A 24,379-nucleotide genomic window follows, 5' to 3' on the forward strand; every position below is an offset into this window, starting at 1 on the left:
AATAAGAGCCAATTAAAGTTGGTGTAATTTTGCTTTATTTTTTTTGACAAATATTAATGTGTTATATATTTTTGTTGATAATCAAAAAGCTATCCATTTTAATTTTTATGCCATAGTGGCACTTTTTTGTTTGCTTTTGTACTTTAAAGCTGCTTTTACAAAAGCCACGAATAATGGGTGCGGATTTGCAACTGTACTTTTATATTCGGGGTGATATTGCACACCAACAAACCATGGATGTGCGGGCACTTCAACTATTTCAACTAACCCCGTATCTGGGTTTAAGCCTGTAGCTTTCATGCCTGCTGCTTCAATTTGCTCTTTGTAATTGCTATTAAACTCGTAACGGTGTCTGTGGCGTTCTTTAATGGTTTCAGCTTTATAAATGTCTCTTACTAAACTACCCATTTTTAAATTACATGCCCAAGCACCTAAACGCATTGTACCACCTTTGTCTGTAATAGATTTTTGTTCTTCCATTAAATTTATTACAGGGTTTTTGGTTTCAGGATTCATTTCAATAGAATCTGCTCCTTCAATGTTTAAAACATTTCTAGCATATTCTATAACTGCCATTTGCATGCCTAAACAAATGCCTAAAAACGGAATATTGTTTTCGCGTACAAATTTAACGGCATCAATTTTTCCTTCAATACCACGTTCACCAAAACCTGGTGCTACTAAAACACCATCTAAATGGGCCAGTTTTAGTTTTATATTATCACTATTTAAATACTCAGAATGTACAGACTCTATGGTTACTTTAACTTCATTTTCTGCACCTGCATGAATAAATGCTTCTAAAATAGATTTGTATGAATCTTGTAATTCTACATATTTACCAATTAAACCAATGGTTACTTCGGTTTTGGGGTTTTTATGTCGGCTTAAAAATTCATTCCAACGGTTAATATTAGGTTCAGTGCTTTGTAATGCTAGTTTTTTAAGTACTACTTTATCTAAACCTTCATCAAGCATTAAATTAGGTACATCATAAATGGTTGAAGCATCAATAGATTGTATCACAGCTTCTTCTTTTACATTACAAAATAATGCTAATTTTCTTCTTAAATCACTTGGTAAATCGTGCTCTGTTCTACATACTAAAATATCGGCTTGAATACCACTTTCCATAAGTGTTTTTACACTATGCTGTGTTGGTTTAGTTTTAAGCTCGCCAGCTGCCGATAAATATGGCACTAATGTTAAATGCACTACAATACCATTGTTTTCACCTAAATCCCAACGTAATTGGCGTACTGCTTCAATGTATGGCAACGATTCAATATCACCAACGGTTCCTCCTATTTCGGTAATTACAATATCATAATCGCCAGAATTCCCTAAAATTTGAATACGTTCTTTAATTTCATCTGTAATATGCGGTACAACTTGTACTGTTTTACCTAAAAATTCGCCACGGCGTTCTTTTTCAATAACACTTTGGTAAATACGACCAGTGGTTACGTTGTTTGCCTGACTTGTTGGTACGTTTAAAAAACGCTCGTAGTGACCTAAATCTAAATCGGTTTCAGCACCGTCTTCAGTCACATAACATTCACCGTGTTCATACGGGTTTAGTGTTCCTGGGTCTACGTTAATATACGGGTCTAATTTTTGAATGGTTACTCTGTAACCTTGGGCTTGTAGTAGTTTTGCCAAAGATGCGGCTATAATACCTTTTCCTAATGATGATGTAACTCCTCCGGTTACAAAAATGTATTTTGTACTTGTCATTGTGCGCTTATAAACGCAGGCAAATTTACAAAATTAAAATAGTTAATACCGAATAACTTTTTAGTTATTTGAATCTACTTTTTAACAACACATTTTAAACGCCTGACATATTTTGACATAAGCTTATATAATTTTGTAGTATTAAACACAAAAGCATATAATTTTTTAATAATGTGTGATACATTTTTACATATGAATCGTCATTTAAAAAAGCTTAATGCAAAAATTACATCAATCAACAAAAAACAACAAACAAATGATTAGTCCGTTTTACCACAAAAGAAAGAGAAATATTAGTATTCACATACTTAAAACAAACATTAACAGTAAGGCAATAAACATTTTAAAATTACTTTTTAACACGCATCCTGATGTTATAAAATGGACCATAGACCTTGAAGATATTGATAAAGTGTTACGCTTAGAAACCACACAAACACTAAAAACAGAAGAGATTATACAACAAATTACTAGCAGAGGATTTTATTGTGAAGCCTTGGTTTAAATTAATTTATTTGGGGTATTGGTTTCTAATGTTTCTTACCAAACCCTCTAGCCCATTAACTTTAAGCTCATAAACAGTGGTTAACATATCACCTAACGGCCCTTTTGGAAAACCTTTTCTATGGTACCATACCACATAATGCTCTGGCAAATCAATTAAATAACGGTCTTTGTATTTGCCATAGGGCATTTTGGTGTGGGCCAATTTTAGTAAAAACGCTTTATCTGGTAGCATTAATTATTTTTGTAAGTATTGTACTTTTTAAGTTCTTTAGCTATAAATGTTTCCCATTGTTTTTGTGCTTCAAAATTTCTAGAATAATTTGTTTCGGCATCATAAGCATTCTGCATATTTTTTAATTCTGAATTTATTGTATTTTGAAGTGTGTTTAGCTGTTTTTTTATGTTATTTGAAACTGTTAGTTTACTAATTTCAAACCTAAATTTTCGAGCATAAAGTTCGGTGATATCAAAATGAAGTTGCTCATGTCCTAAAATATGATGATTAGCATCGGTTGGTTTTACCCATGATTGATTAGGATAAAAATGAGCATGAACTTCGGTAGAAAAATCTACTACATTTTGGTTTTTTAGCTGTATTGAAAACCCAAACGAAATGCCTGATGCTGTAATGGCCGATGCTCTTACCTCATTATTAGGCGTGCCTTTAAAATTTTGCCAGGTTAATTTTTGTGTTTCATGCCATGTAATTACCGGCTCATCTTGCACCAATAAAAAACAACACGCTATAATAAAAAACTTAATCACAAACTGTTAAACGCCGTTTTTATTTTTATTATTGTTTAACTTCAACAATATCTAAATCTTGATATTTAACCAGGTAAACAGCTTCATTGTAGAAACCACCAAACATTTTCTTTTTGTATGAAAACTTATTTTCTGTATACTCTGTAACAGGTGCTTTGGTAACAGACATGAATAAATCATTTGCCGATGCTATACGCAGCACAACATCCATAGTTAAATCAAAACCTTTAACGGCTCTTTTATTTGGTGTTATGTTGTATTGGCGTTTATAGTTTTTAACAAAACTGTTATCTTCACTGTAACTTTTTGAGGTGCTAGCGTAATGAAATTGAAGTTTTGAAAGGTGCTCATTTGATACCTCATCACCTGTAAAAGCTTTATTAAAATTAGTAGTTACCAATGTAATATTGCGAGCTTTAGTTTTTAATTGCAAGTCGTCTTTTTGAAAAAGAGAAGCCAAAATACTTGTTACGTTTGAAGCAAAACCTTCGTCTTCGGTTTCTAAAAACACAATATTTTCACCATCTTTTAAAGCATCTTCAATATCTTGTTTGCCTACATAAAACTTATCTTTTCCTTCTTTATCTTTTCTAGAAAACACTTGTTTTGCAGCTATAAATTGATTTTTTAATGTGTTTGAAATGGCTACATTTTTAGAATCTGCTATTATAATAATGTTGCTTGCTAACGTATCGGCCTTTACAAAATTTATAATTTTTTCTTTTAATACATCATCTGATGTTCTAGACTGAAAAACGTTATCATACAGTTGTAAATTTGAACCAATTGGCGACACAACTGGCACATGATAACTTTTTAATGATAATGCTGCTTTTTGAAAGTTTTTTGATGTTAACGGCCCAATAACAGCATCAACATTTTCAAAATTATTATTTTTAATAATGTTTTCAACTTCACTTACTTGGTTTTTGGTATCGTAAACATCAACCTTTAATGATATTCCTAATTTTTTAAGCGAATCTATTGCCATTAAAACTCCCGAATGAAAATCTAAAGAGGCATCTAAATACGGATCTTTTTCAATGTTATTTTTTAAAGACCCTGTAAAATCTATTCTATTCAACCTAAAAGGCAACATTATTGCAATATGCTTAGTATCAAAATTTGTAATGCTATCTAATAGATTCACTTTGCCTTCTTCAGTGTTATTTGCTAGTGCTTCATTAAAAGGAATTTTTAAAATCATTCCTGCCTTTAATCCACTTTCTTTTAATTCTGGGTTTAGTTTTTCTAAATCTGCTTGTTCTAAACCAAGCTTTAATTTTAAGCGGTAAAAGCCTTCTTTTGGTAAAACTTTGTAGTAGCTATATTGTTCGTCAATTACATTTTGGGCTTCTTTTTCTAAATTAGGCACTTTTATTTCTTGTCCTTCTTTTAAACCATTTTCTTTTAATTCTGGATTTAAAGCTTCTAACTCAGATATTGTTATGCCAAATTTATATGCAATACGCCATTTGCCTTCTTTTGGTTTCACTACATAGGTTTGATATTGCGGCACATCTTCAACAACTTCAGTAATTTTAAAAACTGGTATTTTAAGTTTATCGCCTTTTCTTAAAGGGTTTGCATATAAAAACGTATTATGTTTTTTTAGTTCTTCTTCTGTAATATTATATGTTTTAGCTAAACTATAAAGTGTTTCTTTACGTTTTGTTTTATGGTTTTTAAAGCCTTGTAATTCTTTAACAACTGTTACCTTTGGTGTTGTTTTGGCTTTTGGTATAATTAAAATGGTGTTAGGCTTTAATGCTTTTTTTGCTTCTGGGTTCAGTTTATAAATATCAAAAGGTGTTACATAGTAACGTTTAGCAATACCCTCAATAGTCTCACCTTTTTTAACTTTATGAATACTATGATTTTGAGCATTAACTATTTGAAAACCAAAAAGGAAAACAAAACAAAAAACAGATAAAATTTTAAACATACGTGTTGTTTTTATAAACAGTAAAACGTTTTTACTGATTTTAGAATATAAATGAGTATTTAGTTTTTAAAATCATATAACATGCCAAAATAAAAATACTTACTTATAATTTTAAATAATTTATATACGTTACTAAAAACATTTAAGACGTTGATATTTTTTTAAATGTAGTTAAAAAAACATTGCAACGCCTAAATTTTATTATAGGTTTAAGACACTTAAGCCTTTATAAAGTCACCAATCTATTCCCATTCAATGGTTGCTGGCGGTTTAGAGCTAATATCATACACTACTCTATTAACGCCTTTAACTTTATTTATTATTTCGTTTGATGTTTTTTGAAGAAATTCATAGGGTAAATTAACCCAATCGGCCGTCATACCATCAGTACTTTCAACAGCTCTAAGTGCTACACATTTTTCATACGTGCGCTCATCGCCCATAACACCAACACTATTAACTGGCAATAACATAGCACCAGCTTGCCAAACTTTGTCATACAAGCCCCATGCTTTTAAACCATTGATAAAAATAGCATCAACCTCTTGAAGTATACGTACTTTTTCGGCAGTAATATCACCTAAAATACGAATACCTAAACCAGGACCGGGAAATGGATGACGTCCAAGTAATTCTGGGTCTATGCCTAATGATGCGCCCACTCTTCTTACTTCATCTTTAAAAATAGCACGAAGTGGCTCAACAATTTTAAGTTTCATAAAATCTGGTAAACCGCCTACGTTATGATGGCTTTTTATAGTTGCTGAAGGCCCACCGGTTGCCGATACACTTTCAATAACATCGGGGTAAATGGTGCCTTGTGCTAACCAAGTAACATCTTCAATTTTATGTGCTTCATCATCAAAAACCTCAATAAACGCATTACCAATGGCTTTACGTTTTTTCTCAGGATCTTCAATACCTTTTAGTGCATCTAAAAATCTAGCTGAAGCATCAACGCCTTTAACATTAAGCCCCATACCTTCGTATTGGTTTAGTACGCTTTCAAACTCATTTTTTCGTAATAAACCGTTATTAACAAAAATACAATACAGATTTTTGCCTATGGCTTTATTTAGTAATACAGCAGCCACTGTAGAGTCTACACCGCCTGATAAACCTAATACTACTTTATCATCACCAACTTTTTCTCTTAATTGCGCTACGGTTTCTTCAATAAACGAATCGGGTGTCCAATCTTGTTCTACACCAGCAATATTCACCAAAAAGTTTTCTAACAATTGTTTACCATCTGTTGAATGATATACTTCTGGGTGAAATTGAATTGCATAAGTTGCTTCTCCATCAATTCTGTAAGCTGCATTTTCAACATCGTGTGTGCTTGCTATTAAAACACCATTTGTTGGTAATGTTTTTATAGTATCAGAATGACTCATCCATACTTGGCTACCGGTTTTTATGTTAGCAAAAAAAGCTTCATCATCTTTGATGAAAGATAAATTTGCACGTCCGTATTCTCTAGTATTTGAAGGCGCTACTTCGCCACCAGAAAAATGTGCCAAATATTGTGCTCCGTAACATACAGCCAGTAATGGTTTTTTACCACGAATGTTTGATAAATCTGGATGTAAAACATCTTCACCCCTAACTGAGTTTGGACTACCAGAAAGTATAATGGCTTTATACTCTTGAATGTTTGACGGAATTTTGTTAAATGGATGAATTTCGGAATAAATGTTGAGTTCCCTAACTCTACGCGCAATAAGTTGTGTGTATTGCGAACCGAAGTCTAATATAAGTACCTTGTCATGTTGCATGCGCAAAAATAAAAAGGTTTTTATAAATACATTTATTAATTTATTTTTTTTTAAAAAAGGTTATTAACGGGTTTTAAACCATAGACTCTAAAATAGCCTCAATATCAGCCTGAGTAGTATCTGGGTTTATAAAACAAAAACGTGAAACGGTTTCAAAACCATTTGGTGTACGCCATTTGGTTGGTGTTACTAATGCAAAACCTTTTCGGTGGTTTTCATAAGTCCACTCTCTGTAATCTTCGGGTTTCCAACCAATTCTTCTATATAAAACGCATGATAAACTGGGGCTTCTAACCAATTCAACATGCGGTTTGTTTGTAATTAATTTACCTGCAATTTGTGCAAGTTCTAAGCCCCGTTCTACAGCTTCTTTATACCTATCTGTGCCATGTGTGGCTAAAGAAAACCATAAGGGTAACCCACGAACACGACGTGTTAATTGTATTTGATAATCGGTTGGGTTAAAGCCGTGAGCACCTTCGTCTTTAAAAATTTCTAAATACGAACCTTCTTGAGCATGTGCATTTTTTGCCAATTCAGGATTTCGGTAAATAACAGCGCCACAATCATAAGGAGAAAACATCCATTTATGCGGATCTATGGTTATACTATCGGCCTTTTCAATGCCATTAAACAAATGCCTAACAGAATCTGCCACCAAGGCACCACCACCATAAGCAGCATCTACATGAAACCATAGGTTTTGGGTATTACAAATAGTACCAATACTACTTAAATCGTCAATGATGCCTGCATTGGTTGTACCACCCGTTGCTACAACTGCAAACAAGCGTTTACGTTGGCTTTCGGTTAAATTACCTATACAATTTTGAAGTTCTTCACCTGTTAAAACATCTTCAGTATCAACCAAAAGAATATCAACATCGGCTACTTTAGCCATGGCTTTAATTGATGAATGAGCCCCAATTGACGTAATTATGAGTCCTTTTTCGTTTTTAAACGCTTCATTTTCTCGCCAATGTTCTCGAGCTGTTACAATAGCCGACAAGTTTGCCGCTGTACCGCCACTGGTAAAAACACCAAAAGCACCTTCTGGTAAACCGGTTAAAGAAACAATCCAGCTCATGGCCTCGTTTTCACAAAAAATACCGCCAGCGCCTTCCATCCAGTAAGCACCGTGAATACTTGAAGCCGATGTAATTAAATCAAACATTATGGCTGCTCTTGTGGGGGATGCTGGTACAAAAGCCAAATGCCTTGGGTGGTCTATTGGCACAGTAGCTTTTGCTAAATGTTTGCGCCACATTTTAAATGCATATTCTCCGCCAACGCCTTTTGGTGTTACAGTATCGCCAACTAGTTTTTTTAGCGCTTCGGCTTTTTGTGGTTTTCCTATTTTACTTTTTGTTGCTGAAACTCTATCTATGGTGTATTTCATAACATCCATAGTCATTTCTACTAAATCTATATCTATTTTATGCATTGACATATTTAAATATTAGATCGTAAAATTACCATTATTTCATTAAAAAATATGATTTACTAACAATCTTTCATAAAAATTACCTAAAAAAACAATTAACGTTATAACGTTAAAACAACAAACTCACTTTCCAAAGGGTTTAAATGAGTCATTAATTTAGGTATTAATGTTTTTCCGTATTCTAAATAAAATTCAGAAAAATTAACGTTACGCTCTTGTAAACTTCGGTTTGGAAATAATTCATTTTGAATATCTGTCATTCTAGAAACCTGATCAGACAATTTATATTTTTGAGCCTTAAGCAATCTTCTTTCTAATGTATCTAACCCTTTAAGTTGCTTTTTTTCTTGTGCTTTTACCGCACCAAGAAACGTTTTATCAGTTTGTTCAGCCAGTTCATAAAGTGCCGTAAACTGCTGTTTTAAATGCTTTTTTTGTTCTGAAAAATCAATATTGATATTTGATATTTCTCTAACTTTTTTATTTATGAATGTATGGCGTTTTAAAAAAATATCTTCAGTAGAAATTTGTAATTTTTTAAGCTTATCTTCCTGATTTTTAGTTTGAATTAACACCGAATTACGCAGCAATAACACCGGAAACGGCACAGAAAGTGCATTAAACATTTGCTTTAATTGAAACCAATAGGCCAGCTCGCCACCGCCACCTATGTAACATAAATTAGGTAAAATAACTTCTTGATATAAAGGGCGCATAATTACATTGGGGGAAAACCTTTCTGGGTGCATTTCTAACTCAGTTTCTAAATCATTAGCGCTCCAACTAATATTGGTATTTAGTACTTTGTAAACACCATCTTCAAAAACTATACGCTCTCTTAAATTACTTGTTAAATAAAATAAATTTATTTCGCGTGGATTTACCTGTAATTTATACTGCTTTTCGTCTAAATTGTTTAATTGCCTATTGGTATTAGTTACTTCTTTAAATGACGTTTGCTCAAACAATTCTTGCTTTACATAAGGTGTAAAAAGCGCTTTTAGGCTTTTATCATTACCATCTATAATAACCAAACCATAATTTTTAAAAAGCGCATTGGCTAAATATTGCGTGGCTTGTGTTAAATTATCGTGTTTTAAGTACGCGTTTTCAAAAAGTAATTTTAAATCTTCGGCATTTTTACCTATACCAAACTCACTATTTATTAACTGTGAAATAGCCTCTAAACCATCTGTTGATAATTCGCCAACAGCGCCATTGGCATTTTTGTTCCACTGTATTTTTTTTCCTTTAAAATTGAAAAAGTTTATTTCATCAAAATCATGATCTTCAGTAGCCATCCAATAAATAGGCACAAAGTTAAAATCTGGATATGTTTCTTTTAACTGTCTAGTTAAATTTATGGTTGAAATTATTTTATAAAGAAAATATAACGGCCCCGTAAATAAATTTAACTGATGCCCTGTGGTTACGGTAAAGGTGTTTTGTTGTTGTAATTTTTCAATATTTTGAAGTGTTTCGTTTGAAGCTTCAACCAATTTATATTGATTTTTTAAAGCTTTTACTAACACATTTCTAGTGGTTTGCTTGTAAAATTGTTGCTTTTCTTCAATCTGTCCTTTAAAGTTTTCAAGACTAGGAAACCTATTGTAAAAAGGCTTAAGCGCTTGTTTTTCTTCTAAATAATCACAAATTAATGAAGAAAAAAAACCTGTTTTATTAAATGGTAATGTTGAAATTTTTGTCACTAAAAAAAGATTTAAACAAATGTAAATGTTTAGTAACAACACATGCAAAATACTAACACATTTTTAACGTATAAGTAGATTTAACATTATAAACATCATCATAGCTATCAATATATAAGGTTTTTAACTAAATAAAACATGTTTATTTTTATTTAGAATAATTATAATTATTAAACCTGAGGTAAACTACCTAATGCACAGAAAACAAAAAGTTAATACAAGTTAATTATTCACTTAACAACCATTACAGAGTCTTACAATAATTTTGAACCAATAAACAATAACTAATATTTAACTGAAAAAATGAAAAAATTATTAAATCCAATTTATGTTTTAATGTTATTAGCTGCTGTTACTTTTACAGCTTGTGATATTGAAGATGGAAAAGACGGTGTTGATGGTGTAGACGGACAAGATGGTACTGATGGTGTTGACGGTGTTAATGGACAAGACGGTGAAGATTTAACCGTAACTCCAACAATGTTTGAAAACAAATCTAACTTAAAGCCACTTGTTGCTATGAGCTCTCAATTCAACTTTGTTGAAGCTTACTCTGTAGTAAGTTCTAGTGATGTTTTAGATTTTGGAAATGGCGAATTTAGAATTGGTGGTGGTGCCGATGGTGCTGGTTTCTTAAAAAACCCAAATGGTGGTTATGAGTACGTTGTAAACTTTGAAGACCATTTTGCAGTTGCAAGATTATCTTTAGATGAAAACTTTGAAATTACTGATGCTACTTACCTACTAAACTCTAGTGTTGCAGATTATGCACGCCAATGTTCTGGTACAATGTGGGAAAAAGACATTCACGGTGGAGATAAAGATTTATTCTTATCTGCTTCTGAGGCTTTTAACTTTGATGTAAAAGGTATAGATCCATGGGTAGAAACACCAACTCCTACTGCCGATTTTGGTTTAGATGCTTTAGGTGAATTTGCTTGGGAAAACGCTACGCCACTTCCTAAAGATACTTACTCTGGTAAAACTGTAATTATTGGTGGTGATGATGATTCTAGTGGTTCTGAAGGTCAAGTAATAATGTATTATTCTGATGCTGGTGATGCAGACTTAACTGGTGGTAAAATTTACGTTTTAAGATTAAAGCAAATTTCTGATGGTGCTGGTGGTGTACAAGCTGTTGCTGCAAATACACAATACAACGAAGGCGATCTAGATTTCCAAAAGGAATACGAAGTTGAGTTTGTTGAGATAGCTAATGGTGCTGCTATGACTAAAGATGAAATGGAAACTGCTTGTAATGATGTTTACGCTTCTCAATTTATGCGTGTTGAAGACGTAGATTACCAAAAAGGTAGTGATGCCAATGCATTAAATGTTTTCTTTGCTGTAACTGGTCGTGGCCCAGGAAGAGGAACTTATAACGATTGGGGTACTGTTTACAAATTAGTTTTAGATGCTAACAACCCATTAGAAGGTAAATTAACACAAGTTATTAGTGGTAACACAAACACTAATAATATGGATGGTAACTTAGCTGAATTACAAAGTCCTGATAACATCTGTGTAACAGAACACTACATATACACACAAGAAGATCCTAACTCTTTTGACAGAGGGCACTCTGCTTACATTTACCAATCAGATTTAGATGGTAACAACCCTAAAGTAGTTATGGAATTAATTGTAAGAAGTGATTTAGCTCCTAACAAAAGTACTGGTTTAAGTGGTGAGTATGGTGCATTAACTGATATCTCTGATAAAGTTGGTGAGCCAGATACTTTCATGCTAGCATTACAACCTCATTACTGGAAAAGTGATGACCACGCTGGTGTTGATGGTGGTACAAAATCATTAGATCACCCTTGGATTGGTGGACCTTACCTTGAAGGTTCTCAAATAGTGCTTATAAAAGGTCTTCCTAGATAGTAAGTAGCCTTTATAAAATAAAAAAAATATTGAAAAGTTACCCTACAATTTATTTGTAGGGTCTTTTCTATTTAACACAGTTCTTATTACAATGCGTTTAAAACTAGCTTCACTTGTTATTATTTTAATGTTTATTTTTTCTTGTAAAACAGAAAATAATACAACTAAACAAAATACTGTAAACACCGTAAACTGGGAAAATGCCCAAAAATATTACTTAGAAAATATCACAAAAGCAATATCTTTATTAGATTCTTTAGAAAAACAAGATGCTAATAAAGAAATTTCTAAAACCCTATTTTTTGAGGTAAGAAAAGCATTTAAAAAAGCCGAACCTATTGCAGGTGCTTTAAATCCAGAAACTACACACAGAGCCAACGGTCCTGCTCTACCAATTTACAATGATGATAGCGGAAGAATTGTTGAACCCATTGGCTTACAAAAACTTGAAGAAACCTTATTTTCTGATGAAGTTTCAGAAAAAGAGTTTAAAAGAGACGTATATTTTTTAAAAGGTTTTTTTAAAAATTTAGAAAGCAACATTACCAAAAGAGATGTAACACCTAAACGCTTTTTTGTTGGCACACATGAACAACTAATGAGGTTAGTTAGCCTATCTATGGCTGGTTTTGATACCCCTATAACAGGTAAAAGCATAGGTGAAACATCGGTATCATTACAAAGTTTGCACGATGTTTATAGCTTAACATTTCAAAAATTAATACAACAAACAAACCCAACTTTAGATGAAGAATTTACTTCTAACATAAAAAAAGCTATAAATTTTATTGGAAATACACCAAATTTTGAAACATTTGACCGTTTTACATTCATAAAAAATCACTTAAACCCAATCACCAGAAATTGGGTTAAACTAAGGCAAACATCAAACTTATGGGATGCTGCAACAAACGCCTACCCTTTAAACTTTAATGCACCAACATTTTTTGAGAAAAATAGTTTTAATACTAACTTCTTTTTAGATGTTAATGATAGAAATCCTTCTGAAGAAAAAATAGCCCTTGGTAAAAAGTTGTTTTTTGATAAAAACCTATCCGAAAAAGGCAATATGGCCTGTGCAACATGCCACCTACCTGAAAAAGCCTACGCAGATGGTATAAGGTTTAGCAAAGATAATAATGGTAATCCTCTAAATAGAAATACACCAACATTGGTTAACAGCATTTATCAAAAAGCATTTTTTTGGGATGGAAGAGCCAATACCATTGAAAGCCAAATAAACTCTGTTTTTAATAATGATAAAGAGTTTAACACCAATGTGCATAAGTTTTCAGGAAACATATTAAAAGATTCTACATACATTTCATTATTCAAAAATGCATTTGGTTACGTACCAAAAACTAACAAAGAAACGGTTAGAGCTATATCTGTATTTGTATCTACCCTAAATGGTTTAAACTCAAAATTTGATAAAAATATTAGAGGTGAAGAAAACACATTTACCGCACAAGAAAAACAAGGTTTTAATCTATACATGGGTAAAGCATTATGTGCTACTTGTCATTTTATACCGTTAACAAACGGTTCTGTGCCTCCATTTTATAAAGAAACCGAAAAAGAAGTTATTGGCGTACCTAAAACTGCTGAAAATAAAACTATAGATGAAGATAAAGGTTTTTATTGGGTTTATGAAGAGCCTTTACATGATAAAATGTTTAAAACACCAACCATTAGAAATATTGATTTAACAGCGCCATACATGCATAATGGTGTATATAATACTTTAGAAGAAGTTATGGATTTTTATAATAAAGGCGGTGGAGCTGGTCTTGGTTTTGATGTACCACACCAAACATTACCTTTTGATAATTTAGATTTATCTACCGAAGAACAAAGTGCCATAATTGCTTTTATGCGCACACTTACTGATAGTTAGTATATTTTAAACAAAAAAATAAGCAAATAAGCTAAAGCCCAATTACCTAATTGGATTTTAGCTTATTTTTTTGTAACTTACTATCAACTAAACCCTTAAACACTAATAGTCATGAAAAGCAAGCATACGTTTATGCCTTCATTTATATTAGTTTGCTTATTTGTTATTTGTGGCAACTTCACAATTTATGCACAAAACACATCAAACTTTATTGAAATAAAAGGTATTGTTACAGATGAAAAATCTAATGACAGATTGGTATTTTCAGATATTATTATAAAAAACACCAACATTAGTACCGTAACCAATATTGATGGTGAATTTGCCCTAAAAATACCTATTCAACATAAAAACAGCTTTATAATTATTACGCATTTAGGATATGAAAAAAAGGAAATTAGCATACCTAGTTCAAATACAAAATTAAAAGTTAAGCTTACACCCGCCATAACTTCTTTAGAAACCATTGAACTTGTTGCAAAAACAGGTGATGCCAAATCTTTAGTTTTAGAAACCTTGCAGAAAAAAGGCTCGCTTTACAATAACAACAACACTTTAATGACTGCTTTTTATAGAGAAACCATAAAAAAAAGACGTAAAAATGCATCATTATCTGAAGCTGTAGTTAAAATTCATAAACAACCCTACGCAAATTACAGAAAAGACAATATTGAATTAATAAAAGCCAGAAAAAACACAAATTATGATAGATTAGATACACTTGCACTAAAATTACAAGGTGGTCCTTTTAGTAACCTTTATACAGATTTAGTTAAATATCCTGAATTTATTTTTACCAATGAAGATATTGATAATTATGAATTTACCTTCGGAAAATCTACCAATATAAACAGTAAATTAGTGTATGTAGTTAACTTTAAACAAACACCTTTTGTAAAAACACCTTTGTACTACGGTAAATTATATATTGATGCAGAAACATCGGCACTAATTAATGCTATTTACAGTTTAAATGTTGAAAACAAAGAGTTGTCTAGTCAAATGTTTGTGCGCAAAAAACCAAGACGTGTTGATGTGCACCCAACAAAAGCAACATACCGCGTAAACTATAGAATACAAAATGGCAAGTGGCATTACGCCTATAGTAATATTTTACTAAGTTTTAAGGTTAATTGGAAAGGTAAACTATTTAATAGTATTTACACCTTAAATAGTGAAATGGCAGTAACAGATTGGGAGATTAAAGATACTAAAATAGCTACTTTAAAAAACCAAATGTTACGTCCTTCAACCATATTAACAGATCAGGCATCTGGTTTTTCAGATCCAGAATTTTGGGGCGAATATAATATTATAGAACCCGAAAAATCTATTGAAAATGCCATTGAAAAAATTAAAAAGCAATTAAAGAAAACTTAATTATAATTCAAATTAAGTTAGTTACTCGGCAATCTCAATGAAGATTTTTAAATTTTCATTGAGATTTTTTATTTTCAATTTACGCTATAAAACTTTTAAAACAAAGTGGTTTGCCCTTCATCATCATTTTCTTCTGTATCTGCATTTTTTGAAGAAGAAGTAGATTTTGAAACATCTGTTTCATCAACCACCTCAATATCATCAGCATGCACTTCATCGGGCGCTTGGTATGGTAAAGGTTCTAGTAAATTTATCTGGTTTACTTTATCTTTTGTTAATTGGTTTCCAAGAGCTGTAATACCTTTTATAGAAATAAATTCTTCTAAGTTTACTTCTAAATTGTCTTTTCTGTCTTTGCCACGTTCTTTAGCAAACACTACTTCGGCCATTGGTTTCCAATCTGTTGAAACAATTTCTAAATGCGAGTTTGGAGTATCAGAAATGAAATACTCTTCTTTATTTTCATTTTCAATTAAAAAGCGTTTTACGTAATAAATATCTTTTTCACCGTGATAATAAATGGCTGATATTGGTTTTTTGGGCACCCATTTTTCCATAACAATCATATCATCATCAAAATGCATAGTTACCTCTGGTGTTACTGTTTTAACAATGCCAGATTGGTTTATTATTAGCAATTTATCTTCGCCTCTAAATTCACCTATTAACTCGCCTCTTCCATCAACATTTAAACGTTGTACGGTTTCATCAAACCAAATTTTTCTAGGCTTTAATGTTGAAACTCCTTTTTCTTTTAATTCAATACGTTTAACGGAATATTTTGTAACAAGATTTCCTTTTGAGGCGCGCCCTTTTATTAAAATATCGGCAAAATCAATATCCCACTTTAGTTTTTTAATACTACCTGCTTGTCTTAAATTTATGGTTATAACCTCAGCTTCACCATTTGGATTTGCAGAAAAATATAAAACTACAGAGCCTTTGTTTCCGTTAGTTAAATCGTATTCTCTATCGCGGGTAATACTTGTAACCGCAAAACGTTTTATATATGATGGCCCTTTAGCTCCATCTTTGTAAACCATATTATAAATGGTTCGCTTGTCTTTCTTTTTAAATACAGCAACGTGAATAATGTCTTTACCAATAAAAGTTTTGGTATCTACTTTGGTAACCATCATTTTACCAGCTTTGGTAAATACAATAATGTCATCAATATCACTACAATCTCCTACATACTCATCGCGTCTTAATGATGTACCTATAAAGCCTTCTTCTCTATTTACGTAAAGTTTGGTGTTTCTAATAACTACTTTAGTGGCATCAACATCATCAAAAACTCTAATTTCAGTTTTACGTTCGCGTCCTTCACCATAATCATTTTTCAATCTAGTAAAATAGGCTATAGCGTATTCAATTAAATGCTCTAAATGATGTTTTACCTCGGCTATTTGTTCTTCTAAAGCGTCAATTTTTTGTTGCGCTTTATCAATATCAAATTTTGAAATTCGTTTAATTCTAATTTCAGTTAAACGTACAATATCATCTTCAGTAATGGCACGTTTTAAATGTTTTATATGAGGTTGAAGCCCTGTGTCAATGGCTTTTATTACGCCTTCCCAAGTTTCTTCTTCTTCAATATCACGATAAATTCTATTTTCAATAAAAATACGTTCAAGTGAAGCAAAATGCCACTGTTCTTCTAACTCACCAAGCTTTATTTCTAATTCTTGTTTTAAGAGTTGAACGGTGTTATCTGTTGAGCGACGCAACATTTCAGAAACCCCAATAAACAGCGGTTTGTTATCTTCAATCACACAACCTAATGGCGATATTGAGCTCTCACAACTTGTGAAAGCGTAAAGCGCATCAATGGTTTTATCGGGTGATAAGCCTGATGGTAAATGCACTAGAATTTCAACTTCGGCAGCTGTGTTATCTTCAATCTTTTTTATTTTGATTTTGCCTTTATCATTGGCTTTCAAAATAGAATCTATTAAAGATGATGTGGTTGTGCCATAAGGCAATTCTGTTATAACAAGAGTGTTTTTATCTAATTGCGAAATTTTAGCACGTACGCGTACTTTACCGCCTCTGTTTCCATCATTATAATTTGAAAAATCGGCTATTCCTGCGGTTGGAAAATCGGGTAACAAAGTAAACTTTTTACCTTTTAAGTGTTTTATTGAAGCATCTATTAACTCAATAAAATTATGTGGTAATATTTTTGTTGATAAGCCTACTGCAATACCCTCGCCACCTTGTGCCAACAATAACGGAAACATTACTGGTAGGTTTACAGGTTCTTTTCTTCTGCCATCGTAACTGGCTTGCCATTCGGTAATTTTAGGGTTGTAAACAACATCTAAAGCAAATTTAGATAAGCGCGCTTCAATGTAACGAGAGGCTGCTGCTCTATCTCCGGTTAATATATTCCCCCAGTTTCCTTGGGTATCAATTAACAAATCTTTTTGGCCAATTTGCACCATGGCATCGGCTATACTTGCATCTCCGTGCGGATGGTATTGCATGGTGTGCCCAACAATGTTTGCTACTTTGTTGTAACGCCCATCATCAAGGTCTTTCATAGAATGCATAATACGACGCTGTACAGGTTTAAAGCCATCTTCAATGGCTGGTACTGCACGCTCTAAAATTACGTACGAAGCATAATCTAAAAACCAATCTTTGTACATGCCCGTTACACGGGTAATGGTTTCTTGTGGTTCGTCGTTTTCTTTATTTGTTAAATCGTCGTTTTCTTCTTCTATCATACTTTGTTATTCCTGCCTAGGCAGGAATTTGTTTAATTTATTTCCTGATTTTAGAGTAATCAATATTCCAATTCAAAGTCAAATCGATCCAAGTTGGATTCATATCTTCAATTAATTCTATTTTCCAATCTCGTTTCCACTTTTTTAATTGTCTTTCTCTAATTCCTGCTTCATTACCATTTTCAAATTCTTCAAAATAAATCAGTTTATCGCAGTTATACTTTGCAGTAAATGATTTTGGATACACTTTTAGCTTATGCTCTTTAACTCTCTCTTCAATATTATCAGTTACTCCTACATATAAAACACCATTAGGTTTATTTGTCATGATATAAACATACCAATATTTCATACTCTCTGCTATGAGATTCCTGCTTTCGCAGGAACTTATTCAATTAAATCCAATTCCACCTTTAAATTATCAATAATAAATTCTTGTCTAGATGGTGTGTTTTTGCCCATGTAAAAGGCTAATAACTTTTCTATTGACATATTATCATCTAACATCACAGGATCTAATCTTATGTCTTCGCCTATAAAATGTTTAAACTCATCGGGTGATATTTCACCAAGCCCTTTAAATCGGGTAATTTCTGGTTTTGGTTTTAATTTTTCAATGGCATTAACGCGCTCTTCTTCGGTGTAACAGTAAATGGTTTCTTTTTTATTTCTTACCCTAAAAAGCGGTGTTTGTAATATGTACAAATGGCCTTCTTTTATAACTTCTGGAAAAAATTGTAAAAAGAATGTTATTAATAAAAGGCGAATATGCATACCATCAACATCGGCATCGGTAGCTATTACCACATTGTTATAGCGCAAATCTTCTAAAGATTCTTCAATATTTAAAGCCGCTTGTAGTAAGTTAAACTCTTCGTTTTCATAAACTATTTTTTTTGTTAATCCGTAGCAATTTAAAGGTTTTCCTTTTAAGCTGAAAACTGCCTGCGTGTTTACATCACGAGATTTTGTGATGCTACCTGAAGCCGAATCTCCCTCTGTTATAAACAAGGTTGTTTCTAGATTTCTTTCGTTTTTAGTATCGCCAAAATGCACACGACAATCGCGTAATTTTTTATTATGAAGACTGGCTTTTTTTGCGCGGTCTCTGGCTAATTTTCTAATACCTGAAAGTTCTTTGCGTTCACGCTCTGCTTGTAAAATTTTCTTTTGAAGCTTATCTGCTACTTCAGGGTTTTTGTGCAGAAAGTTATCTAGCTTGGTTTTTACAAAATCGTTTATGTAAGTACGTACGGTTGGGTAATCGCCTCCCATTTCGGTTGAGCCTAATTTGGTTTTTGTTTGACTTTCAAAAACAGGCTCCATTACTTTTATGGCAATGGCTGAAATTATAGATTTTCTAACATCGGAAGCATCATATGTTTTACCGTAAAATTCTCTAATAGTTTTAACCACTGCTTCTCTAAAAGCATTTAAGTGTGTACCACCTTGGGTTGTATTTTGTCCATTTACAAATGAGTGGTATTCTTCACTATATTGCGTTTTACTATGCGTTATAGCTACTTCAATATCATCACCACGCAAGTGAATTATTGGGTATAATAAATCTTCTGCTTTTGTACTTTCGGTTAATAAATCTTTTAATCCGTTTTCACTATAAAACTTTTCACCGTTAAAAACTATGGTTAATCCCGGGTTTAGGTAAACATAGTTTTTTAGCATTTTAACTATGTATTCATTTCTAAATTTATAGTTTTTAAAAATAGATTCATCCGGCACGAATGATACTTTGGTACCCTTACGGCGTGATGTATCATCTAACATTTCTTTACCGGTAAGCTCGCCTTTTTCAAATTCGGCTGAGGCCGATTTACCATCGCGTGTAGATTCTACTCTAAAATAATTTGATAGTGCATTTACGGCTTTTGTACCAACACCGTTTAAACCTACAGATTTTTTAAAGGCTTTTGAATCATACTTTCCACCGGTATTCATTTTAGAAACCACATCAACCACTTTACCTAAAGGAATACCGCGCCCGTAATCGCGCACTATAACTTTATTGCCTTGAATTGAAATATCGATGGTTTTACCGGCACCCATCACAAACTCATCAATAGAGTTGTCTAAAACTTCTTTTAGAAGGATGTATATACCATCATCTGGCGAAGAACCATCACCTAATTTACCAATATACATCCCTGGGCGCATTCTAATATGCTCTTTCCAGTCTAATGAACGTATATTATCTTCGGTGTAATTGGTTTGTTCAGCCATAAAGAAAGTAGATTTTTAGTGATTGCTTGCTAATATAATACAACACCACAAAATATAAAATAGGGTGCGCACAAAATAATTAACAATTGTGTGTAGATTGTTGTTGAGAACGTTTATTAAACGTTCTATTGTGGGTTTTTAACCTATAAAATCACGAAATTTCTTATGTGCCTTACAAAGAAACTATATGTATTTGAAATATAACCTAGTTGGTTTTACACGTTAAATAAGAAATGCATCACATCACCATCTTTAACAATGTAGTTTTTACCTTCAACACGCATTTTACCGGCTTCTTTAACTTTGGCTTCGCTACCAAATGACACATAATCATCGTAAGCTATAACCTCGGCTCTAATGAAACCTTTTTCAAAATCGGTGTGAATTACGCCTGCTGCTTGTGGTGCACTGGCGCCAACATCAACAGTCCATGCTCTTACTTCTTTTACACCTGCAGTGAAATACGTTTGCTGATTTAATAGTTTGTAAGCTGCTCTAATAAGTTTTGAAGCTCCTGGTTCTTCTAAACCAACATCTTCTAAAAACATTTGACGTTCTTCGTAGTCTTCTAATTCGTTAATATCGGCTTCGGTGCCAACTGCAAGTACTAAAACTTCAGCGTTTTCATTTTTAACAGCTTCTTTAACCTGTTCTACATAATCATTTCCTGAAACTGCAGCGCCTTCATCTACATTACAAACGTACATTACAGGTTTGTCTGTTATAAACTGTAATGGTTTTACGTAGTCTTCATAATCTTCTTCACTAAATTCAATAGCTCTTACAGATGTTCCCGCTTCTAAAGCTGCTTTAATTTTTAACAATACAGCTTCTTCTGCTTGTGCTTCTTTATTACCTGTTTTGGCGGCACGTTTAACTTTATCTAGCTTTTTATCGGCTGTTTCAAGATCTTTTAATTGTAGCTCCATATCAATGGTTTCTTTATCTCTAATAGGGTCTACGCTACCATCAACATGTACAATATTATCATTATTAAAACAACGCAACACGTGCAAAATAGCATCGGTTTCCCTAATATTTGCTAAAAACTGGTTTCCTAAACCTTCGCCTTTGCTGGCGCCTTTAACTAAGCCTGCAATATCTACAATTTCAACAGTTGCAGGAATTACGCGTTCTGGGTTTACCAATGTTTCTAATTTTTCCAGTCTTGGGTCTGGAACATTCACCACGCCTATATTAGGTTCTATGGTACAAAAAGGGAAGTTTGCACTTTGTGCTTTTGCGTTTGATAAACAATTAAATAACGTTGATTTACCTACATTTGGTAATCCTACAATGCCTGCTTTCATTGAACTATATTTTTCATTTCCGTTAAAACGGAAATTTTTTAACTTCTATTTCTTATATAAATTTCCCCACTACATGGGAATCTATTTTGCGAGTGCAAATGTAGTTAATTAGATGAATAGATTATTTAGAAATTTTGTTTTATTACATGCTAGTAAAAAAGAAACCAAAAACTAAGAACATAAAACAAACAAAAACACTTATTATAGAAAAAACAACTATAAAAAACATTAGTTTACCAAAATACATCCAAAAGCCTTTATATGGTTTTTCATCATGCATTTTTCTAAAATAAAAAATCCTAAGCTTTCACTTAGGATTTTTATATAAAAATAACGCTTAGCGTTTAATCTTCTGGGTGCATAAAACGTTGTTTTGCCAATAATTCTTCTTCTGTTTCAACAACATCTTCATCTGGCACACAACAGTCTACCGGACAAACAGCAGCACATTGTGGCTCATCATGAAACCCTTTGCACTCTGTACATTTATCTGGTACAATGTAGTATAACTCATCACTAATGGGTTCTTGTGCCTCATCGGCATCAACTTCAGTACCGTTAGTCAATACTATTTTTCCTTCTAAACTTGTACCGTCTTTATAACGCCAGTCATCGGCGCCCTCATAAATTGCAGTGTTTGGGCATTCTGGTTCACAAGCGCCACAATTTATACATTCATCTGTTATTATAATTGCCATACCGTTTTTTCTCTTGAGTTTGCTTAAATTTGCAGTTGCAAAAATAAAGCCAAAACCATTCAAAACCAAATTAAGCATGCATTTAGAACAAAGAATTAATGCTTTTGTAAAATTAGGAGATTTTTTAAGGCAATTTTCTAATGAAGTTGTTACTAAACACGATAATATTGAATATAACAACCTGTTTTTTGATGGTTTTAAGCATCAAATAAAACTAGCAAAAGAACACAATGGTTGGTTTACCACAGAAAACCTTCATTTTGCCTTTAAAAATTGGGCAAATGCTTTAACAACAAACAATATAAACACTTGGTTAAAGCCCTATAAAACCCAAGTATCGTCTCCTAAAAAGGTTGCTATAATCATGGCCGGAAACATTCCTTTGGTTGGGTTTCATGATTTTTTATCGGTACTCATAACAGGGCATGATGTTCTTGTAAAACAATCATCAAATGATAAACATTTACTACCATTTTTAGCTAAATATTTAGAACATGTTGAACCCAATTTTAAAGGCAAAATAGCTTTCACACAAGAAAAATTAGAAAATTTTGATGCCGTAATTGCTACTGGCAGTAACAATACCGCTCGTTATTTTGAATATTACTTTAAAAATAAGCCTGCTATTATTAGAAATAACCGTAATTCTGTAGCTATTTTAACAGGTAATGAAACCGATGAAGATTTACAAAATCTTTCAGAAGATATTTTTAGATATTACGGTTTAGGCTGCCGCAGTGTTTCAAAACTTTTTGTGCCAAAAGGCTATAACTTTGACGCTTTTTTTAAAGCCATTTACCATTGGCACCCCATTATAGAAGGCGCCAAATACGCTAATAATTACGACTATAATAAAGCCGTTTATTTAATGAGCGAATTTGATATGCTAGAAAACGGTTTTTTAATGATAAAAGAAGATGAAAGTTACGCATCACCCATTGCAACCATTTTTTATGAATTTTATGACAACATTAACCGTTTAAAAGAAAAATTAAACGATGAAGCGCAGCAAATACAATGTATTGTTGCTAAAGGTTTTTCTGAAAATGAAGTGGCTTTTGGAGCTACTCAAAATCCTAAACTTTGGGATTATGCGGATAGTGTCGATTCTATTGAATTTTTATTATCAATTTGACGAAAAAATTATTGAATTTTCACCAACAATTAAGCAATTAATTGCAAACTTTGCATCTTTAAATTTTACCACACAAAATGAGAAAACACAACTTTAGTGCAGGACCTTGCACTTTACCTCAAGAAGTATTATTAAAAGCATCACAAGCTGTTGTTGAGTTAGATAATAGCGGTTTATCACTAATAGAAATATCTCACAGAAGCAAAGCCTTTGTAGACATAATGGAAAACGCTAGAGCGCTTGCTTTAGAGTTGTTAGGTTTAGAAGGTAAAGGCTACAAAGCCTTATTTTTACAAGGTGGTGCTAGTACACAATTTTTAATGGTTGCTTTAAACCTATTAGAAAAAAGAGCTGGTTATTTAAACTCTGGTGCTTGGGCTGCAAAAGCTATTAAAGAAGCTGCCATTTATGATGATGTTTATGAAGTAGCATCATCAAAAGACGCCAACTATAACTACATACCTAAAGGGTATGAAATTCCTGAAAACTACGATTATTTCCACTGCACATCAAACAACACCATTTATGGTACGCAAATGAAAGCGTTCCCAAAATCGCCAATACCAATGGTTTGTGATATGAGTAGTGACATTTTTTCGCGTAGTTTAGATTTTTCACAATTTGATTTAATATATGCTGGTGCTCAAAAAAATATGGGGCCTGCAGGTACAACATTAGTTGTTATAAAAGAAGATATTTTAGGTAAAGTATCGCGTAAAATACCATCAATAATGGATTACAAAGTACACATAGACAAAGGTAGTATGTTTAATACACCTCCTGTTTTTGCTGTGTACACATCAATGCTAACATTACAATGGTTAAAAGACCTTGGAGGTATTGCCGCTATTGAAGAAGAAAACGAAAAGAAAGCGCGTTTAATGTATTCTGAAATAGATTTAAACCCATTATTTAAAGGTTTTGCCGCTAAAGAAGACCGTTCTACAATGAATGCTACCTTTACTTTAGAAAACGAAAACCTTAAAGAAACGTTTGATACTATGCTAAAAGAAGCCAACGTTAACGGCTTAAATGGCCATAGAAGCGTTGGTGGTTACAGAGCATCAATGTACAACGCCTTATCTTTAGATAGCGTAAAAGCTGTTGTTGAAGTAATGAGCGAATTAGAAAGAAAAGCTTAAATAGTTTACCGTAAACAATTGCAGTGTGCAGTTGCTTGCCCAAACTAAAAAATAAAATCAATATTACGTTGAAAG

The 24,379-nt window shown here is 32.7% G+C and carries 18 protein-coding genes; 6 read left to right on the forward strand and 12 right to left on the reverse strand.

What is annotated here, in order from left to right; all coding sequences use genetic code 11:
* Positions 1 to 105 precede the first annotated feature (105 nt).
* The gene (locus ACYX4H_RS15300) at positions 106 to 1,737 is read right to left on the reverse strand and encodes a CTP synthase (RefSeq protein WP_476237122.1); all 1,632 of its coding nucleotides are present in this window, start codon (positions 1,735 to 1,737) and stop codon (positions 106 to 108) included.
* Between the two features lie 217 nt (positions 1,738 to 1,954).
* On the opposite strand from ACYX4H_RS15300, the gene ACYX4H_RS15305 reads away from it, so the two are divergent.
* Positions 1,955 to 2,242, forward strand: a complete 288-nt coding sequence (locus ACYX4H_RS15305; protein WP_475296679.1) for a hypothetical protein — start codon at positions 1,955 to 1,957, stop codon at positions 2,240 to 2,242.
* A 6-nt stretch (positions 2,243 to 2,248) separates the two neighbouring features.
* On the opposite strand, the gene ACYX4H_RS15310 is transcribed toward ACYX4H_RS15305, so the two are convergent.
* The 6 genes from ACYX4H_RS15310 to bshC all read right to left on the reverse strand — a co-directional run bounded on the left by ACYX4H_RS15310 (position 2,249) and on the right by bshC (position 9,885).
* Positions 2,249 to 2,476 carry a DUF3820 family protein gene (locus ACYX4H_RS15310; RefSeq protein ID WP_476237123.1) on the reverse strand — a complete coding sequence of 76 codons (228 nt, stop codon included), beginning with the start codon at positions 2,474 to 2,476 and terminating at the stop codon, positions 2,249 to 2,251.
* Entirely contained in the window at positions 2,476 to 3,009 is a 534-nt protein-coding gene (locus ACYX4H_RS15315) for a DUF922 domain-containing protein (RefSeq protein WP_476237124.1), read from the reverse strand. Before ACYX4H_RS15315 ends, ACYX4H_RS15310 begins: the two co-directional genes overlap by 1 nt.
* Before the next feature lie 28 nt (positions 3,010 to 3,037).
* Entirely contained in the window at positions 3,038 to 4,954 is a 1,917-nt protein-coding gene (locus tag ACYX4H_RS15320) for a PBP1 and LysM peptidoglycan-binding domain-containing protein (protein WP_476237125.1), read from the reverse strand.
* A 242-nt stretch (positions 4,955 to 5,196) separates the two neighbouring features.
* Positions 5,197 to 6,732, reverse strand: a complete 1,536-nt coding sequence (gene guaA / locus ACYX4H_RS15325) for a glutamine-hydrolyzing GMP synthase (RefSeq protein WP_476237126.1) — start codon at positions 6,730 to 6,732, stop codon at positions 5,197 to 5,199.
* A gap of 73 nt (positions 6,733 to 6,805) precedes the next feature.
* Positions 6,806 to 8,176: a pyridoxal phosphate-dependent decarboxylase family protein gene (locus tag ACYX4H_RS15330; RefSeq protein WP_476237128.1), complete on the reverse strand. Its 1,371-nt coding sequence runs from the start codon at positions 8,174 to 8,176 to the stop codon at positions 6,806 to 6,808.
* 101 nt (positions 8,177 to 8,277) lie between these two features.
* A complete protein-coding gene (gene bshC / locus ACYX4H_RS15335; RefSeq protein ID WP_476237129.1) occupies positions 8,278 to 9,885 on the reverse strand; it encodes a bacillithiol biosynthesis cysteine-adding enzyme BshC in 1,608 nt (535 codons plus the stop codon).
* Between the two features lie 303 nt (positions 9,886 to 10,188).
* On the opposite strand from bshC, the gene ACYX4H_RS15340 reads away from it, so the two are divergent.
* From ACYX4H_RS15340 to ACYX4H_RS15350, 3 genes are all read left to right on the forward strand, one after another.
* Positions 10,189 to 11,772, forward strand: a complete 1,584-nt coding sequence (locus ACYX4H_RS15340; RefSeq protein WP_476237130.1) for a PhoX family protein — start codon at positions 10,189 to 10,191, stop codon at positions 11,770 to 11,772.
* Between the two features lie 91 nt (positions 11,773 to 11,863).
* Positions 11,864 to 13,669: a cytochrome-c peroxidase gene (locus tag ACYX4H_RS15345; protein WP_476237131.1), complete on the forward strand. Its 1,806-nt coding sequence runs from the start codon at positions 11,864 to 11,866 to the stop codon at positions 13,667 to 13,669.
* Positions 13,670 to 13,780: 111 nt separating this feature from the next.
* Entirely contained in the window at positions 13,781 to 15,049 is a 1,269-nt protein-coding gene (locus tag ACYX4H_RS15350) for a carboxypeptidase-like regulatory domain-containing protein (protein WP_476237132.1), read from the forward strand.
* A 95-nt stretch (positions 15,050 to 15,144) separates the two neighbouring features.
* Here ACYX4H_RS15350 and ACYX4H_RS15355 read toward each other — a convergent pair whose 3' ends face one another.
* The 5 genes from ACYX4H_RS15355 to ACYX4H_RS15375 form a co-directional block, all read right to left on the reverse strand.
* A complete protein-coding gene (locus ACYX4H_RS15355; protein WP_476237134.1) occupies positions 15,145 to 17,781 on the reverse strand; it encodes a DNA gyrase/topoisomerase IV subunit A in 2,637 nt (878 codons plus the stop codon).
* Positions 17,782 to 17,818: 37 nt separating this feature from the next.
* Entirely contained in the window at positions 17,819 to 18,133 is a 315-nt protein-coding gene (locus tag ACYX4H_RS15360) for a GIY-YIG nuclease family protein (RefSeq protein ID WP_476237135.1), read from the reverse strand.
* Between the two features lie 35 nt (positions 18,134 to 18,168).
* Positions 18,169 to 20,019, reverse strand: coding sequence for a DNA topoisomerase IV subunit B (locus tag ACYX4H_RS15365; protein ID WP_476237136.1), 1,851 nt, complete (start codon positions 20,017 to 20,019; stop codon positions 18,169 to 18,171).
* A gap of 215 nt (positions 20,020 to 20,234) precedes the next feature.
* Positions 20,235 to 21,329: a redox-regulated ATPase YchF gene (ychF, locus tag ACYX4H_RS15370; protein WP_476237137.1), complete on the reverse strand. Its 1,095-nt coding sequence runs from the start codon at positions 21,327 to 21,329 to the stop codon at positions 20,235 to 20,237.
* A gap of 344 nt (positions 21,330 to 21,673) precedes the next feature.
* Complete coding sequence (locus tag ACYX4H_RS15375; RefSeq protein WP_476237138.1) at positions 21,674 to 22,027, reverse strand: 4Fe-4S dicluster domain-containing protein; 354 nt, start codon at positions 22,025 to 22,027, stop codon at positions 21,674 to 21,676.
* Between the two features lie 76 nt (positions 22,028 to 22,103).
* Here ACYX4H_RS15375 and ACYX4H_RS15380 point away from each other — a divergent pair, with 76 nt between their 5' ends.
* Positions 22,104 to 23,162, forward strand: coding sequence for an acyl-CoA reductase (locus ACYX4H_RS15380; RefSeq protein WP_476237139.1), 1,059 nt, complete (start codon positions 22,104 to 22,106; stop codon positions 23,160 to 23,162).
* A 77-nt stretch (positions 23,163 to 23,239) separates the two neighbouring features.
* Entirely contained in the window at positions 23,240 to 24,304 is a 1,065-nt protein-coding gene (gene serC / locus ACYX4H_RS15385; protein WP_475296695.1) for a 3-phosphoserine/phosphohydroxythreonine transaminase, read from the forward strand.
* Positions 24,305 to 24,379: the final 75 nt, after the last annotated feature.

It is taken from the genome of Seonamhaeicola sp. ABD4_340 (assembly GCF_056312135.1).